Here is a 16,898-nt window from a genome sequence, read left to right as displayed (position 1 = left end):
TCCCGGAAGACTTCAGAAACGACCGGATAGCTGCGCGTTACTACCGGCGAATGACGGCAGAATATCACCGTGGTATCTGGTAAGTATGGATAGAGAGCATATCGAGAGGTTATGGTTCTGACTGAATGAGGAGGTATAAATAAAAAGACGCCCTCATGACAATGGGGAGGGAAAATGCCGATAACGTTCAGAAGTGAGCGCAAAACGGTGGAGGTCCAGGCCGCGGATGGCACCATCACGCACCACGAGCTCGAGTATCGCTGGGATCCGCTGACCGCGCGTCTCTCTGTTCTGTGCCCGCATTTACGGGAAAAATGGACGGAAATATACAGTGTTCGTGATGATGCGTGGTTAGCGGAGCTGATTGCGGCCTCACGGGCGAACTGCCCCTTCTGCCGCCCGCTCATCGATCAGGTAGCTGCGACGTTCTCGCCCGCGCAGCTCGACGAACCGACCATCACGCTTGACGACGTCCGCGTCTTCCCGAACCTGTACCCGCGGACTGATTTCGAGGCCGTGATTACCTCGCCTGAGCTGCACCATCTCCCGCTCAACGCGTGCGAGCCTGCGCTCCTTACCCGGTTCCTCCAGGCCGCGCTCGACTGTATCACGAAAGCCTATCGCAAGAATGAGCAGCTCGTGTACCCCGTGATCGGCGGCAATTACCTGCCACCCGCCGGCGCGAGTTTGATACACTACCACATGCAGCTCTCGATGCAGCAGCATCCGTTCGAAGCGGTCAGAGGGCTCATTCAGGCGTCAGAGCAGTACGAGAAGGAGGAAGCGGGTAATTACTGGCTGGACTTGATGGCTGCGAATAAGGATCGGGAAATAGAGCGGTCGGGCGATGTGTACTGGTATGTGCCGTTCGCGCCTGCTGGCTTCTGTGAGGTGCGCGCGATCGTCAGGAAACCGAGCTTCATGACCTTCACGTCAGAGGACGTACTGAGCCTGGCAAACGGGCTCGCGGCGGTATTGCAGTACTACGGAGATCATGGCTTTGCCGCATTCAATTTCATCCTCTATTCCGGCCGCATGGTGAGCGGAAATACATGCTTTCTCTCCGGGTTGCAGATCCTCGCACGGCCCAATCCGCGGCCAAACTACCTCAATATCGACTCGTGGTACATGCCGCTATTGCTGCGGCAGGCGATTGTTCTGGAACGGCCGGAGGAGCTGGCGCTTGCGCTGAAAGACTATTTCAGGTCGGATTAACGACTGACCGTACAGACCCATGAGCAACAGACGCAGCAGACAGCAGGGGCATACCCCGGGACACCGGTCGGATTTCTCCTACAGGATGATCGAGCTCATGCACGAGAACCGGCTGCTGCACTATTTCCGGGATCCGTACAAGCTCCTGGCGGCCGCGGGACTGACGCGAGGTCAACACGTGCTGGAGGTCGGCTGTGGCCCGGGATATTTCACCATCCCTGCCGCCAAACTCCTGGGGCCGGATGGCGTCGTCTATGCGATTGACGTGCATCCACGCGCGATCGCGCGGGTGAAGGAGAAGATCGCGGCGGACGGTGTGAAGAACGTGACGCCGCTGCTTGCAAATGCCGCTGAGACCGGGCTGCCGGACAGCAGCATCGATCTCGCGTTCCTCTTCGGGCTGCGGTACATCGCCGGTGGGCTGGACGTGCTGCTCACAGAACTCTACCGCGTCCTGAAGCTGGGCGGTAACCTCGCGTTCGAGAAGACCCGCGGGTCTGCGGGGAAGATGATCGCGGAAGTTGAAGCTTCTGGGTTCAGCCATACACACACGAAGGGGCGGATACTGGTCTTTGAACGGGTCATATTAGAGACGGCAACGTGGTGAACAGTACCAAATACTCGCGATGCCACAGCGGCTACTCGAACGAACGGCAAAGGATTTAACCTGCGGCGTGCTATGGTGAACCATGCGCGAGGAGCAACTCAAAGAACTAAAGAAGACACTTATTGCCGTAGTGAAGCAGCATGAGGTGAAGCAAGCTGCCCTTTTCGGCTCGTTCGCACGCGGCGAAGCTACGGCGGATTCTCGCAGGATTGCAACTGGATCTCCGAACGCAGTAAAGCGGCAGGTGGATGTGCTTACGTACCTCAAAGACCGGATTTTGCGTGAACAGGTGATGCTCCTGTGAAGAAAGAAGTGTTGGCGTAAACAGTATAAAGTTGACCACCCATGAAATACTCCCAGGCCCGTTTTGGCCGCGTTTTCGTTATCCGGCTCGAAGACGGCGAGATCGTCCACGAGACCATAGAAGCTTTCGCTGCTGACCATGCAATCACCGCAGCAGCCGTTATCGCGGTTGGCGGCGCCGACGAAGGCAGTAAATTAGTCGTCGGTCCTGAAGAAGGAAGAAGCAAGCCGGTCATCCCGATGGAGCATGTTTTAGAGGACGTCCACGAGATCGCGGGCGTCGGCACGATCTTCCCGGATAAAGACGGTAAGCCCGTACTGCACATGCATATCGCTGGCGGGCGGAACGACCGAGCGGTAACGGGCTGCGTGCGCTGCGGCGTGAAGGTCTGGCACGTGCTGGAGGTTATCCTCTTCGAACTGATAGATACCACTGCTCAACGATTGATGGATAAGGAGACGGGCTTCGAGCTGCTGGAGCCATAGCAGCTAGAGTACACACAAAGTGGGCAGAACAAAATAAAGGTTATACGGAAAAATTATGTTCGAGTTGACTGATAGAACAGCTCAGAGTGTTAATTTTGGCAAAAAGTTTTCAATTCGAGAGAGTATATCTCCCGTGTGATGGAGTAACAAATGCACGTCACCGAGCATATTCATGCACTAAAGATTCCCTTTCAGTTGACCGCTCCCGCAGGCACAAGGATCGAACGATTCGTGTACGTCTATCTTATTTATGGCGACACGATCTGCCTCATTGACAGCGGCGTTGCCGGTTCCGAGCAGGTGATTTTCGATTACCTGAAACAAACGGGTCGAATGCCTGACGAGATCGCCACGCTCGTGCTCACGCATGCCCATCCAGATCACATCGGCGCTGCACGAGCCATACAACAGGTAACCGGTTGTACCGTTGCGGCGCATCGCGCTGATCGGCCGTGGATCGAGAATGTGGAACAGCAATTCCAGGACCGCCCGATCCCCAACTTTCATGTTCTCGTCGGTGGTTCCGTTGCGGTCGACCACGTGCTTGAGGATAACGAGGTGCTAAATCTGGACAAAGAACTTACTTTGGCAGTGCTCCACACGCCGGGCCATTCGAAGGGCTCGATTTCGCTCTGGCTTGACGAGGATCACGCGCTTATCTCCGGCGACGCGGTGCCGCGCCCGGGCGACGTACCTATCTATGATGATGCCGCCGCGTCCGCGCGATCCATACAACGGTTACGAGCCCGTGATGGAATACAGGTTTTGCTCTCCGCATGGGATGAACCTCGAATCGGCGATCAGGCATATCAGGCACTGGATGATGGGTTAAATTACCTGCACCGCATCCACAAGGCGGTTAGTTCGGTCTCCGCAGACAACCCAGACCTGAATGCCCAGGAATTATGCGCGCGGGTTCTTGACGCGTTAGGGCTCCCCGCAACGAGCGCAAACCCACTCGTTGCGAGGACGATCGAAGCACACCGTGCCATGGCGTATGAGCCGATACAAAAGGAAAGCGAACCGCGAAAGAAGACGGATCAGACGCTGGGAACCGAGAGGGGGAAATGAAGCACGATGGCTGCGTCCGCTGTACAGTGCCTAAACCCTTGTCGTCTTAGCCCTCATTGCCCCGGGCAGCACGGGTAACAGGAAAAAGCAAGAGACCACCGCACCCTTCTAAATATGCTATGGTTGACCTTTTACTCGTCATTTCCGGAATTGTTCTGGGTGATAACCGGTTACTCGGATAGCGCTTAATAGGCGCCGGCGTCCTTCTTGCACTACTCGATATATTCAAGAATCTCGAACGGGGATCTTAACGTACGTGACCTTACCATCTTCACCGGTTCCTGTGCCATCGAGCTGATTGGCCGTGTCATCATCAGAAAAGCGTATACCAGACCGCATCGGGCGCGTCATTCCGCGTGTGGGTTAAAAAAACGATCGCATGCAGGATTTTGATGAGCCGGAAGTTTGATTAGCTTAAAATGCCTTATGTATACCCATCCACCTTACGGCAGTGGGTTTGTGAGGACGGAGAGGGATAGAAGGAAGGGGAGTGAAAAAACGTTGTTGAGGAAAACCGTAGCAGTTCTGTTATGGTTGGTAGTCCTGTGTACGATAGCCGCAGAGGCGCAGATGGGCGGTACCATGGGTCCCGGGGGCCCAATGGGGCCTATCGATCCTATGGAACGGTATCAGTACGCTCGGGAAATGCGGCAGGGCAGTGGCATGCACGGTCTTGGCTTTATGCACAGCGCCGGTTTTTTGCTGGGCGAATATGTGAACTTCGAGATAGATTCTGACGGCGCGGTGATCGACTACAGTGTGAGCGGCTTCCCGGTTTTTGATCGGATCTACTTCGAAAACTTCCAGTACGAAGAGAACATAACAACCGGAACGGTAACACGGGTCATTGGAGACGATGCATCAAAGACTATCCTGATCCACGACAATCCAAGCGGTAACATAAACCTGATGGCCAGCACAGCAGCAGAAGCAGTATTCGAGTTATCCGACGGGGTGACGGCAGGTGAAATCGAAGGCGGTATCATGATCGAATCAGAGGAGCTAACCGCGTATATCCTCAGTTCTTACTATCAAGGCACCGCTGTAACCTTCACCATTGAGCAAGACACGGTACGAGCAGATATGCCCGCAGGCGGCATGGTCGTCGTTAGAACAGGAGCGGTCAATCTCCCGATTGGCTCTGGCCCGTACCGTGAGATGTGGCGGTCCGCAAACAGAATAATGGCCCGCGGTGTCGCAACAGGTCGATTCGGCTGCGAGATCGCCATCGGCAATCAGTCCACGTATAGTCCCGTGAACTACCGTACCGGCATCACCTGCTGGGCTGATCACTTTGACCGGAACAGACTGCGGATCCGGGTACAATCCACTGAACCCACCGGCACGCTGGTTGGCATTAACTTCGATAACAGGTCATTTAACGTAGGTGACCCTGACCGGTTGCAGGTTCGGCTCAATGACCGGCTCATGAATCGAACGATGAACCTCGACCGGTTATACAACGAGACTGAGAGTCCGCAGTGCTGGTGGCTCGCACAGGATAATGCATTCCAGATGCTCTGTAACATCCCGAGATTCTCAGAGCAAGTTATTACCATTGAGACTGGCGGTGCACCTGAAGTCACCCCTGCAGTAACGCCTGAAGCGACGCCAACGCCCGTGCCTACACCAGCACCGTCACCAACACCAATTGCATCGCCATCCGGAACAGCAACGCCGACACCGACGCAACCGGGGTTCGGAGTGGCATTAGCAATCGCAGGCTTACTCGCCGTTGCGTATATCATAAAAAGAGGGCTTTAATGAAGCCCGCCTTTCTCCTTTTTTCCCCCACGATTGCGTGACCTGAATTGTGCGTGGTACTCCCGCTAAGGTCGATACCGCTCCAATACGTTGTCACTGAGTAGCGAGCGTATACACAAGAAAATTGGAAATGCGAGAAGAGAAGTGACTTTACGCTCCATTTGAGGGAGCAGTCGGGGTTTGGAGAGCCAAGGCAAGTTTAAATATCGTCGTGACCTACGGGTAAGTATGAGACGGATTATCCAGGTAAAAATTTACAAAGGTGAAAAGTATTACGTTGCTGAATGTCTTGATTTACCCGTCGTAACGCAGGGGAAAACCCTGGATGAAGTAGCAGAGAATGTAAAGGAAGCTATCAGCCTCCACCTCGAAGGGGAAGATATCGCAGAGTGGGATATTCTCCCTAACTATTCGATTTTGGTCAACTTTGAACTCCCAACTGCTGCATATGCCGAAGCTTAAGACGCTCCGCGGTAGGGAGGTTGTGAAGATACTTGCTCAACGCGGGTTTGAGACGGTGTCACAACGCGGGAGCCACGTAAAGTTGGAGCGAATTCTATCGGATGGAACGAAGCAAACCTTAACCATTCCGTTGCATGATGAATTGGATAAAGGGACGCTGAAAGCCATTTTCAGGCAGGTCGTGCGATACATTCCTGAAGAAGAACTTAGGCCGTACTTTTACGGGTAACTTTACAAAAGGCGCTTGAACCGAGGGTAAAGCAGAAGCGAGCAGGTACTCAACGTACTACTCACGTTGTGAACAGCCGGTAGATTCGCGTGATCTTGTTCGGCAGCTTGGCCACTTCATCAATCACGACCCAGCGGCTGCTCGCGTACATTCGCGGCAGATACTCCGCAGCCTCGCGATCAACCGTGATGCAGAACGATTTGATACCGTACCGCCCGGCCTCACGGAGCGCCATCCGCGTATCCTCGATCGCATAATCGCCGTGATATTCGAGGTCGAGCGGCTTGCCGTCACTCAACAGTATTAGCAACCGCGTCTTCTCCTCCCGGCCCCGCAACTTCAGCGTGGTATGCCTGATCGCCGGTGCGATCCTGGTCGAGCGCAGGCTTCGCAGCTGCGAGATCTTGCTCTGGACTCGCTCATCATATGCGTCTTTGAACTCCTTAACGGTGTAAAAGATCGAATTGTCGCGCCCGTAGCCGGAGAAGCAGTAGATCGCGAACGCATCGCCCAATTCCTCCAGCGCCTCTGACATCACGATCAGCGCCTCCTTCTCACACGTCAGGGTCGCCCCGCTGGTGCTCCCGCTTACATCCACAAGAAACGCAACGGCGATATCGCGCGTTCGCTCCTCTGTGCGCACGTAGTTCCGCTCGGACGGCGAGAGCCGCAGCCGCTTATCAATGAAGTACTGCACCGCGGCATCGAGGTCGATATCGTCGCCATCGAATTGCTCCCGCACCTTAATTAAACCTTCCGGCCGGAGCATCTGGAACTCGCGCCGAATGCACTTGATCAGACCCCCATACTTCTGCACGGTCGCGCGGTAAAAATCGGTTGAGCCTCCGGTCAACTGCCGTTCCCGCACCCGAGTCCAGTTTGGCCGGTAATCGCCGATGTCCATACCCCATTCGTGGTACAGGAACGTCCCGTGCTCTTTCTGGAGCGCAGTACCCTCGCGAATGATCGTCTCGAGTTCGCTCAAATACGCGCTCAGACGGTTCAGCTCAAGCGCGTCAATCTCTGATTCGACCGCCCCGGGGGTGATGCCCGTCTCCTTGAAGAGCGAGCGTAAGAGGTGTTTGATACTCTCTTCTGATGCACGCGGCTCTGACCGCTCTGCGGGCGCGTCGTGCAGTTGTCTGGGTGGCTTTTGCACGCTGCTCTGCTGCTCACCGGTGCGCTCCTGCCGCTCAAGTTTCTCGCTTATTTTTCGCGCTGCGCGGTTGAAATTGCCGATCGTCTCCTCGACCTTCGATTGATCGAGCGGTGCTGAAAATGGTAGCACGGATTTATACGGCCCTGGAATCGCCTCATCGATCAGGCCATACAGGTCTGCAGCAACCCGTGCCGTTTCATGAACATCGGCCTCTGGCGAGGTTAACAATTGACTGCGCGATACCGCCTGATCGAGGATCGCCGCGATTGTAACGGGCACCGGCTCTTTTGTCCACCCGGCCGTCAAGGATTGACCCAGGAGCTCGACAGCGCGCTGCTTGTCCGTGCTCAACGCTGCAAGCAACGGTCGTTTCGTCACCAGGTACCCGTTCATTGCCATGATCTGCTCACCGAGCACCGGATATTCGGCCTGCAGACGTGCAGTAATCCGGTAATCCTCGAGAATCGTGGTGAGATCGCGCGCTAACGCCTGATCGGGGAAAAGTGCAAAGAACCGCTCCAGGTCGCTCCGTACGATCCATACGCGCTCACCGTACTTCGCCTTTAATCTCGTCGCGAGGTGACCCACGGCCCTGAACTCGAAATCAAAGCTGCCGTATTCCAGATGCGCCTCTTCATGCGTCGCCAGGACCTTATAGAGCGTAAAATTACGCGCTTCGTCGCTGAATTCCTGCAGATACTCGGGCAGAAAGATCCGCTTACCGTCGGTCGATGCCCCCTGCGCTTCCACGAGCTCGATTCGGTAGCCCAGAAGCGCATTCAGATACGTCGCGAGGATATGCTTGATCTTCCTCAGCTCCAGGCCGCGCGCGATCGTCTCCATGAACTGCGCACTTTCGGTGGATTCGCCCCGGACGAACGAGGTCGCCCGGCCCTCATCGATACCCGTCAGTTCAGCCGCTCTGGTCGCTACTTCTGCAAAGCCTTCGTAACCCACGCGATCCACAAGTGCCGGGCTCTGTTCCAGCAAACTGACCGCGGTACTTCCGCTGTACGCAGCAACCCGGTTACAGAGCGCGTAAACGTCCTTCACGAGTCCTGCATTGCCGTACGAGTGCAAGCGCCTGACGAGCTCAGGCGTTTCCGCGAGTACACGAACAGCGGTACGCCAGTTGACAGTGTCAGATACCTGACAGCACAGCGCATACACGCTCGTCAGTACCACATCATCACCGTAAGCGAGCACCTTCGCGATGAGCTCCGGGCTCTCATCGAGCAGCTTCGCAGCGATAAAGCCGTCGTCCTTGTTCACCTCGGTGGTGAGATACGCAAGCTTCTTCAAGCAGTCGCTGCCGACCCGGTCAATGAGCTCTGGACTCATCTCCAGCAGCCGTGCCGCAACAAAACTATCAGCACGCGCAATCTCACTGCAGAGCAGCGCAAGCTCCTCCAAACCCGCATAACCAGCACGATCAATGAGCTCCGGACCCATACCCAGCAAGGTTACCGCGGTGCGCCAGCTGTACCGAGCTACTTGACGACTGAGTTCCGCGATCGCCTGCAAACCGTCATAACCGATCCGATCAATAAGCGCAGGACTCTGCTCGAGCAACCGTACCGCAATCGAGCGATTAACACGCGCGCTCTCCATACTGAGCGCGACGACATCCTGTAAGCCGCCGTATCCCAGCCGATCGATCAGTTCAGCGCTCATGCCGAGCATTCGAGCCGCTACGAAGCTATTATCACGCGCAACACGGGCAGAGAGATCCGCAACCTTCTCCAGATCCGCATACCCGACCGTCTCGATGAGCTCGGGGCTGAGTTCAAGCAGCCGAACGGCAGTCCCGCCATGGGCCTCCGCGACCTGAAGACAGAGCTTCACGACTCGTTTCGCCAGCTCCAGATCGCCATACCGCAGCACGTGCTCAAGCGTATCCGGAGTCTCCTCGAGCAGCCGAGCAGCCACAAAGGTCGTATCACCTGCAACCTTCCGGGCAAGCTCGTATACGAGCAGCACAAGCTCCACATCGCCACACGTGAGTAACCGTTCGATGATCTCCGGCGCCAGCTCGAGTAACCGAACCGCCTTCTTCTTACTATAACGCGTCAGCTGACTGCTCAGTCCGATAACCTGCTCCAGGCCCTCATCGCCGATGCGGTCACGGAGTGGATAGAGCGTACTCGCGAGTGTATCGAGCTCCTCGCCCTCGTACTGCCCCTTGAGCAGGTGCTTCACGTGCCGCTCGTCACGAGCACGCTTGAGCGTATCCAGGACCATTCGTCCAATCCGCACCTCACGTTCGTTCGTCAGTTACAGCGTGAAGTAATTTTTCAAGATCTCTTCAATGCTGCGCTTGAGATCCGCGTCGTGCGTCAACGGCTCGGTCAACGTCGAGGACAGTGCGTCACGCATCGGTACGCCGTTCTTAAGCAACGTACCGGCATAGACCAGCTCGCGCGTGGACACGCCCTCTTCGAGCCCCTGATGGATGAGATTCCGGATCTTATTCGCCGCTTTCACCAACCGCCGTGTGGTCTCGTCGTCCAGGTCGGTCTCGCGATGCACGATCTCCGTCTCCAGATCCTCTCGCGGCCAGCCGAGATCGATACTGATAAAGCGCTGTCGTGTGCTGGGCTTCAATTCCTTGAGCACACTCTGATAATTCGGATTGTAACTGATCACGAGCATGAACTCCTCAGGCGCATAGAAGATCTTCCCCAGCTTCTCGACCAGCAAGTAGCGGCGATAATCGCTCAACGGGTGAATAACGACCATAGTATCCTTTCGCGCTTCCACCACCTCGTCCAGATAGACGATGCCACCGCTTTTTATTGCCATAAGCAGTGGCCCATCGATCCACTCTACCTCGTCGCCTTTGATGAGGTAGCGACCGGTAAGGTCATTACCACTCAAGCCGTCATGGCAGGCGACTGTAAAGAGTGGCCGGCCCAATTTCCAGGCCATGTACTCCACCAACCGCGTCTTCCCACTCCCCGTCGGCCCTTTGAGCATTACGGGGAGCTTGTTCTTATAAGCGGCCTCGAAAAGCGCGATCTCGTTACCCTGCGGTAAATAGAACGGCTCCTCGTGTATCTCGAAGCTGCTATTCTCAAATATCCGCGAGTTCGGCTCCATCACCATATGCCTGTATGTATAGTAGAATGTCATGCGCCTTTGTATTCTTTTTAACTTCATCGGGCTGCATCTCCGATTGGAGTGCCCGCCATGGTCGGCAACAGAGGTTTTAAAAGCCGCTGACGCTGTGAGTCCGTCAGTCTGCCCGGGGTGGCGATTATATACGAGTTCGCGCTTATGGGTAAGTATCGGAGGAGTGCTAAACGCCGACGGGCGGGAGGACAATGGTAGACCACGTGCTCAAGAACGCCTTCTCAGAGCATCTGTTTGAGTACCGGACGGTAGAACGGAAGAAACTCCTGCTCTCGCTCTCCATTACGGTGGCCGTGATGGTGATAGAAGTGATTGGCGGCATTCTCACCAACAGCATAGCCTTGATCAGCGATGCCGGGCATATGTTCACGCACGCATTTGCGATGGGGATAAGTCTCATCGCCATTAAGATCGCCTGCAAACCGCCCTGCCATCACCGAACCTTTGGCCTCTATCGCGCGGAGATCTTAGCAGCCTTTATCAACGGGCTCTTCCTCATCCTTGTGGTCTCGGTTATCCTCTACAAGGCAACAATTCGCATGCTCAATCCCCGGGACGTGCTCGGGCTCCAGATGCTCATGATCGCACTCCTCGGCCTCGCGGTCAACCTCATCAGCATCGGGATCCTCCGCGGCGCCACGGGCGATCTCAACGTGCGGAGTGTCTTTTATCACCTGCTGGGCGATGCGGCCTCATCCGTGGGGATCGTCATTGCCGCGGCCATCATCTATTTCACCACCTGGAACATCCTTGATCCGCTGGTCAGCATCGGGATCTCCGCACTCATCCTGTACTGGGCGTGGGGGATTCTGACCGAATCGGGCAGGATCTTACTGGAAATCGCACCGGCGGGACTCAATGTGGATCATATTGCGAACGACCTGACGACCCAGTTCCCGGAGATTGCGGAGCTCTTTAACCTGCATCTCTGGGCGATTACGCCCGAAATGCTTGTCTTTTCCGCGCATCTGAGGGTGAAGCCTGCCACGGACCCCGCGGAGCTACCAAACCTCCTCGCGCGTATCAATGCTTATCTCGCCGAGCGGTACCACATCATTGAGTCTACCATTCAGATCGCCCGTGAAAATAATGAGGTCTACACAATCACGCAGCGGTAACCCGAGAAAACGGCCAATAACCTTAAAATAACCGTAATACTCAGGTATTCGTTCAACTCATTTCGTTGCGACGCGATACTGCCGGAAGATCTGCGGGAGCCGTTAAAAAGCGGCGCTATCATCGCAACCTCGATCGCAACCCTTGAGGACGAGCCGGCTTCTTATCAGGCGCTAACTTCATATCGGTTCTCCCGTTTATCTCGGACACCGAAGAGGCGCTGGATACCATAAGCGACGGGCGCGGCAAAGGAATACGGTGCCGACTTCGTCCTCGTTGGCTGCTTGACACTCTTCGGCAACGGGCACCGCGACTCAGCTCGCGAAATGCGCGACCTGGCTGTGCCAGAAGCACGGCGTTCGGAATTCGATTACCGAATCGCCCGGATAAAATGCATCTCTCCGCAAGAGCCGGATAGATGAGGTCGGCTGGCCGCTGAGCCGTAGCCGTGAAGCTGACGCGTCACTCACAAACTGTAAGCATCCCATAGCTTTACTATGCTGCCGTACAACCGTTGATAGAGTGATGTACTGAGCATGAACGGCAGACGAGTACTCATAGCCACGGTAATCGGCCTGCTCTGCGGGCTATTCTGCGCTTACGGTACTGTTATGATGGACGATCCGACGTTTATGGTGACCACAGGCGTTCTGGCAGCGATTGTGTACAATCGCGTGCTCATCGGATTCGTGGTGGGTATCGGGGATGGCCTCAAGCTCCATCCTGTGCTGCGCGGTGCGCTCTTTGGAGCGGTGATAACGATGGCCTTGAGCATTAGTCCGATCGTCGACGGGGCTGCAATCGGTGGATTGACACTCATTGGATTCGGGATCGTCTACGGTATTCTCGCTGATCTCATAGCAACCTGGGCGACAAAAGAGCACCGCTAGCGTCGAACCGTATTACGTAGTACTGACAAAGGAAAATGGGCGTAACATGCTGCTGTGGTGCGCCAAGAGGTACCAGATCATGATGAGCCACTTACGGTGCTGTCGAACAAACCCGTTTCTTGCGGATTCGCGCGATGAATAACCAGGTCTTCGTCGTTCGCTGTCCGGATTACGAGCAGGTTGAGGACCGGATGGCGGACCTGCTGGCGATGATGGGTGGCATGCGCGAGTTTGTGGCCGCGGGCGAGAAGATCGTGCTCAAGCCGAATCTGCTCCTGCCGGCGGAGCCGCAGAAGGCCGTGACCACGCACCCTGCAGTGGTGGCTGCGGTGGCCCAACGGGTTAACCGTGAAGGCGCATATCCGGTGATTGCGGACAGTTCAGGCCCCGGCTACCCGTATACCGCGCGAGTTTTGGGATGGTTTTATCGCGCCTGTGGGCTGGAACGGATCGCGAATACCACTGGATTCGAGCTCAATTACGATACGCAGTATCGCGCGGTTTCGTATCTCCAGGGGACGTTGATCAAGCGGTTTGAGGTGATCACGCCGGTGCTCGACGCAGCTGGGCTGGTGAATCTCTGCAAGTTGAAGACGCACGCCTTTATGCATATGACGGGCGCGGTGAAGAACCTCTTCGGCGTCGTTCCTGGCCTGACCAAGCCGGGCTATCACGCGAAACTGAACGATAAGACCCGTTTTGCCGCGATGCTGCTCGATCTTGCTGAGTACATCGCGCCCAGGCTCTCGATTATGGACGCCGTAGTGGGTCTGGAAGGCGACGGGCCCGGGACACGGGGAAGACCCCGGCACGTTGGCTTACTGATCGGCGCGCGAAATCCGTTAGCTCTTGATGTCGTCGCGAGTGAGATCATCGGGCTCGAACGAACGCATAACCCGGTGGTGATGGAAGCAGAACGCCGCGGGCTCGTTCCCACCCGGCTTGCCGAGGTGGAGCTCATCGGTGCCCAAAAGACAGACTTGCGTGTGCCGGGTTATAAACTACCGGCCACCGTTGCGGAAGGCATGGGTCTCGGTCGGTGGGATGTGTTCAGGCCACTGCTGAGGAGCGGGGCGACGCTGAAGCCGCGTGTGATCAAAGAAAACTGTACTGCCTGCGGTGCGTGTCGCGATTCCTGTCCCGCAGGTGCGATCACGATCACCAGCGATCATGCGCGTATCGACGATGATACGTGCATTCGCTGCTACTGCTGTCACGAGTTGTGTCCTGAAAGCGCGATCACGCTCCATCACCGTCTCCTGTACCGTATGGTGGCGAAATGAGCAGACGCCGTCAATACCGAAGCCGAAGCACGGCGCAGGTGTCTCTTGAACCGATAAGGTACAATAAAGAAGGAAAAAGTACCGCTCGTGCTATAGCCCCAGCAGCCGGGCTATGACGATAACAATAAAGACAATAAGCCCGAGAACAATCACAATTTTGAGTATCTGAATCGATATTTTCACGAGGAACAGTAGCACTGAAAGCACGATAAAAAGAATAAATAAACCGATAAGCCACCCGATGCCCATAAGTATCCCTCTCCTCGCTCGATTAAATGACACGCCGCACATAAAAACCTATCTCCTACCGTACCGCTTCGCGACTGCTACCGTGGTCATGAGCAAATGCTCGCCTACTCACGGTCCTTCTGCATGATCGAACACCCGCAAGCTGCGTTTTGAGCTCGCCCCCACTCGGGTTTGTTAAGCGTGACCCCGTAACACCCTTTTATGTTGTAGCAGGCCCTTTCTTACACGTACGTGAAGACCCGGGAAAGATCGAACATGCTTGAACTCGTGCGAACGCGGCGCAGTGTCCGGCAGTACAGGGACAAGGAAATCGAGCCTGAGCTGATCGAGCTGTTGAAGGAGGCTGCCCTGCGTTCGCCCACGTCCCGTAACTTCAAGCCCTGGCGCTTTCTCTTTGTGACTGACAAAGCCAGACTGAAAGCACTCTCACGGGCCAAGCCGAGCGGCTCGAGCTTTCTGACGGGTGCCGCACTCGGCGTCGTGATCTGCGCCGACGAGACCGAGTCGGACGTCTGGATCGAGGACTGCTCGATCGCTTCGATCATCTTACAGCTCACCGGGCAGAGTCTGGGACTGGGCTCATGCTGGATCCAGATACGAAACCGGATGCATGATGACTCCCTAACTGCGGAAGAGTACGTCAAAGACGTGCTTGAACTACCGGTGAACTTCAGGGTGGAATCGATCATCGCCTTTGGCTACCCGGCAGAGACGAAGCCGCCGATACCAAAATCAGAACTGGAGTATCACAAGATCCTCGACAGAGGATAGACGAAGAGATGGAAAAGATTCCTGAGCAGGGCGTCATACAGATAGCATACGGGTTCATCAATGCCTATCTCGTTATCGGTGAACGTCCGATCCTGGTAGACACAGGCACCCCGGGCACCGGGCAGAAGATACTCAGGACCATCAATGCGCTCGGCATTACGCCGGAAGAGATTGCACTCATCGTTCTCACACACGGCCATACCGATCATTTCGGCAGCGTGGATCGCCTGAAAGCGCTCACCGGTGCGCCTGTTGCGATACACCGACGCGATGTCGAAGCGCTTCAGAACGGTACGATGAAGCTGCTACCGCGAACGATCCTGGGGAGAGTGTTCATCCTCTTCGGACAGGAAGGCGCGATGGTGCCTGAGTTCGTCACCAAAGGTCCGGAGATCCTCATCGATGGTGAACGGTCCTTAACGGACTTTGGCATTGATGGCGCGATCATTCCTACCCCGGGTCACACGGCAGGCTCCCTATCGGTCCTGTTATCAACCGGTGAGGTCATCGCTGGCGATCTGCTCACGGCCATCTTCAATCGTAAAAAGCCCGGCTGGCCCATCTTCGCCGAGGACATGAAGCAGGTGCGCGCAAGCGTCTCCGCGCTGCTGAGCCGCTCGCCGACGCGGATCTATCTCGGGCATGGCGGGCCCTGTACGCCTGAATCGGTCAGAAAACTCCTTAAGCACTGAGAAGGAGAGATATATGGAACATGGAACGCATCTATCTACAGGCCCTGGGCGTATGGGCGCTCTTCCCCATTCTGGCCATCCTGAATGCCGAGGTCCGGAATACCGTCTACGAACTACCGTGACTGCCATTGTGCTGTTCCTCACAACGATGTATGTGTTCTTCTCGCGGACGCACGCGTCACCTTCGAGTTCTGCTTCGGACACTATGTCATGAGGTATCCATGGTCACGGCTGCTCCACGATTACAACCTCCTCGCAGGACATCTCTGGATTCTTGTGCTCGTGGCACTACTGGTAGGTCCGTACGTTATTGACCGACATTTGCTCGCTCAGTGCTCAATGACCCGCCGATCTGAATGAGCGGACACAAAAGGGTGAAGTGAAGAGGGAAAACCTCAAATGCAAATTATCATAAGTACTCGTCAGGAGTAAGTTAACGATAATGTCAACTGAATTGAAGGCGAAAGAAACGGTACCGCGAGCAGAAAAGGCAGTAACTGATAAAGCGGCACTTGCTGAGCTCCTGGCAGGCCTTCTCGCGAAGAAGGGAGAAATCCGGGAGCCCAGTTTCAAAGCGCTGCTCCGCATCAGCGAGACGCGTCCCGAGGTGCTCTTTCCGCATTGGGACTACTTCGCCGGGCTACTCGTCAGTAAGAACACCTACTTGAAATATCAGGCGATTTACCTCATCGCGAGCCTCACTATCGCTGATACCAGCAAGAAGTTCGAGCGGATATTCGATACCTATTACGAGTTGCTCGACGATAAGAGCGTCATTCCCGCAGCACACGCCGCACTGAACTCCGGCAAGATCGCCCGCGCAAAGCCGGAACTGCGAACGCGGATCACCGATCGGCTCTTACGGATCGACGATACGCATCATGAACCGGAGCGTCGGGAATTGATAAAGAGCTACGTGATCGAGGCGTTCGACGAGTACGTCGAGGCGGCAGAGGACGAGGATAAGAAGCTGATCCTGGAGTTCGTTCGCGGGCAAGTAGCGAGCACCAGTCCAAAGACGCGCACGAAAGCGAAGGACTTCCTGAAGAAGTGGGAGCAGACCATAGGCCGCACAGTAGAGGGCGCCTGAGCGGTTAGAGATCCTGAAAGAGAGTAACACGTCGATCGGATAGCGCAAGACAAAGGTCGAGCCAATGCAGGGCATTTTCATAGCAGATCATTGCAACGCTCCTGTCAGAGGGGATTATCGGCGGCGCTCTTTTCTGGAAAGCGAAGGAGAACGAGAGACAACTATTGCTTAAACTGTTCTATGCGCCGGTGACCGAAGAGCTGGCAAAAGTATCGCTGCTTGCACTGCTGCTCATTGGTCAACGGATAAAGAAGGACGTATTTGTTTAGTTCCCCCTTCCTATAAGCTTTCTGGAGCTTTTCGATACCCATAAAATGCCCCCCCCTCTCTTTTCCCACAAAACTGGAGTGGAAAAGAAGCTTATTTAAATACAACGTTT

General features: G+C 55.5%; 16 protein-coding genes. 14 read left to right on the top strand and 2 right to left on the bottom strand.

Annotation, left to right across the window (positions count from 1 at the left end; translation table 11 throughout):
• Window positions 1-174 precede the first annotated feature (174 nt).
• The 8 genes from ENN68_02355 to ENN68_02320 all read left to right on the top strand — a co-directional run bounded on the left by ENN68_02355 (window position 175) and on the right by ENN68_02320 (window position 6,137).
• The gene (locus ENN68_02355; protein ID HDS44933.1) at window positions 175-1,215 is read left to right on the top strand and encodes a hypothetical protein; all 1,041 of its coding nucleotides are present in this window, start codon (window positions 175-177) and stop codon (window positions 1,213-1,215) included.
• 19 nt (window positions 1,216-1,234) lie between these two features.
• Window positions 1,235-1,822, top strand: a complete 588-nt coding sequence (locus tag ENN68_02350) for a class I SAM-dependent methyltransferase (protein ID HDS44932.1) — start codon at window positions 1,235-1,237, stop codon at window positions 1,820-1,822.
• 82 nt (window positions 1,823-1,904) lie between these two features.
• Window positions 1,905-2,126, top strand: coding sequence for a nucleotidyltransferase domain-containing protein (locus ENN68_02345; protein ID HDS44931.1), 222 nt, complete (start codon window positions 1,905-1,907; stop codon window positions 2,124-2,126).
• A gap of 41 nt (window positions 2,127-2,167) precedes the next feature.
• Window positions 2,168-2,611 (top strand): DNA-binding protein, encoded by a 444-nt coding sequence (locus ENN68_02340; GenBank protein ID HDS44930.1) that lies wholly within the window; start codon window positions 2,168-2,170, stop codon window positions 2,609-2,611.
• Between the two features lie 150 nt (window positions 2,612-2,761).
• A complete protein-coding gene (locus tag ENN68_02335; protein ID HDS44929.1) occupies window positions 2,762-3,682 on the top strand; it encodes an MBL fold metallo-hydrolase in 921 nt (306 codons plus the stop codon).
• A gap of 1,083 nt (window positions 3,683-4,765) precedes the next feature.
• The gene (locus ENN68_02330; protein ID HDS44928.1) at window positions 4,766-5,446 is read left to right on the top strand and encodes a PGF-CTERM sorting domain-containing protein; all 681 of its coding nucleotides are present in this window, start codon (window positions 4,766-4,768) and stop codon (window positions 5,444-5,446) included.
• Between the two features lie 228 nt (window positions 5,447-5,674).
• Window positions 5,675-5,908 carry a type II toxin-antitoxin system HicB family antitoxin gene (locus tag ENN68_02325; GenBank protein HDS44927.1) on the top strand — a complete coding sequence of 78 codons (234 nt, stop codon included), beginning with the start codon at window positions 5,675-5,677 and terminating at the stop codon, window positions 5,906-5,908.
• Window positions 5,895-6,137, top strand: a complete 243-nt coding sequence (locus ENN68_02320; GenBank protein ID HDS44926.1) for a type II toxin-antitoxin system HicA family toxin — start codon at window positions 5,895-5,897, stop codon at window positions 6,135-6,137. Before ENN68_02325 ends, ENN68_02320 begins: the two co-directional genes overlap by 14 nt.
• Window positions 6,138-6,198: 61 nt before the next feature.
• On the opposite strand, the gene ENN68_02315 is transcribed toward ENN68_02320, so the two are convergent.
• Both ENN68_02315 and ENN68_02310 read right to left on the bottom strand, forming a co-directional pair.
• Window positions 6,199-9,537 (bottom strand): VWA domain-containing protein, encoded by a 3,339-nt coding sequence (locus tag ENN68_02315; GenBank protein ID HDS44925.1) that lies wholly within the window; start codon window positions 9,535-9,537, stop codon window positions 6,199-6,201.
• 33 nt (window positions 9,538-9,570) lie between these two features.
• Entirely contained in the window at window positions 9,571-10,401 is an 831-nt protein-coding gene (locus tag ENN68_02310) for a CbbQ/NirQ/NorQ/GpvN family protein (protein ID HDS44924.1), read from the bottom strand.
• 218 nt (window positions 10,402-10,619) lie between these two features.
• Between ENN68_02310 and ENN68_02305 the strand changes: the two genes are divergently transcribed.
• From ENN68_02305 to ENN68_02280, 6 genes are all read left to right on the top strand, one after another.
• The gene (locus ENN68_02305; protein ID HDS44923.1) at window positions 10,620-11,546 is read left to right on the top strand and encodes a cation transporter; all 927 of its coding nucleotides are present in this window, start codon (window positions 10,620-10,622) and stop codon (window positions 11,544-11,546) included.
• Between the two features lie 534 nt (window positions 11,547-12,080).
• Window positions 12,081-12,434: a hypothetical protein gene (locus ENN68_02300; protein HDS44922.1), complete on the top strand. Its 354-nt coding sequence runs from the start codon at window positions 12,081-12,083 to the stop codon at window positions 12,432-12,434.
• Window positions 12,435-12,568: 134 nt separating this feature from the next.
• Window positions 12,569-13,717, top strand: coding sequence for a DUF362 domain-containing protein (locus tag ENN68_02295; protein ID HDS44921.1), 1,149 nt, complete (start codon window positions 12,569-12,571; stop codon window positions 13,715-13,717).
• 504 nt (window positions 13,718-14,221) lie between these two features.
• A complete protein-coding gene (locus ENN68_02290; GenBank protein ID HDS44920.1) occupies window positions 14,222-14,737 on the top strand; it encodes an NAD(P)H-dependent dehydrogenase/reductase in 516 nt (171 codons plus the stop codon).
• An 8-nt stretch (window positions 14,738-14,745) separates the two neighbouring features.
• Window positions 14,746-15,429, top strand: coding sequence for an MBL fold metallo-hydrolase (locus ENN68_02285; protein HDS44919.1), 684 nt, complete (start codon window positions 14,746-14,748; stop codon window positions 15,427-15,429).
• Window positions 15,430-15,871: 442 nt separating this feature from the next.
• Window positions 15,872-16,519: a hypothetical protein gene (locus ENN68_02280; GenBank protein ID HDS44918.1), complete on the top strand. Its 648-nt coding sequence runs from the start codon at window positions 15,872-15,874 to the stop codon at window positions 16,517-16,519.
• The last annotated feature ends 379 nt before the right edge of the window (window positions 16,520-16,898 follow it).

Source organism: Methanomicrobia archaeon, from assembly GCA_011049045.1.
Lineage (GTDB): Archaea > Halobacteriota > Syntropharchaeia > Alkanophagales > Methanospirareceae > JACGMN01.
Note: the sequence above shows the minus strand (reverse complement) of the source record. Positions and strands in the feature narration are given on the sequence as shown.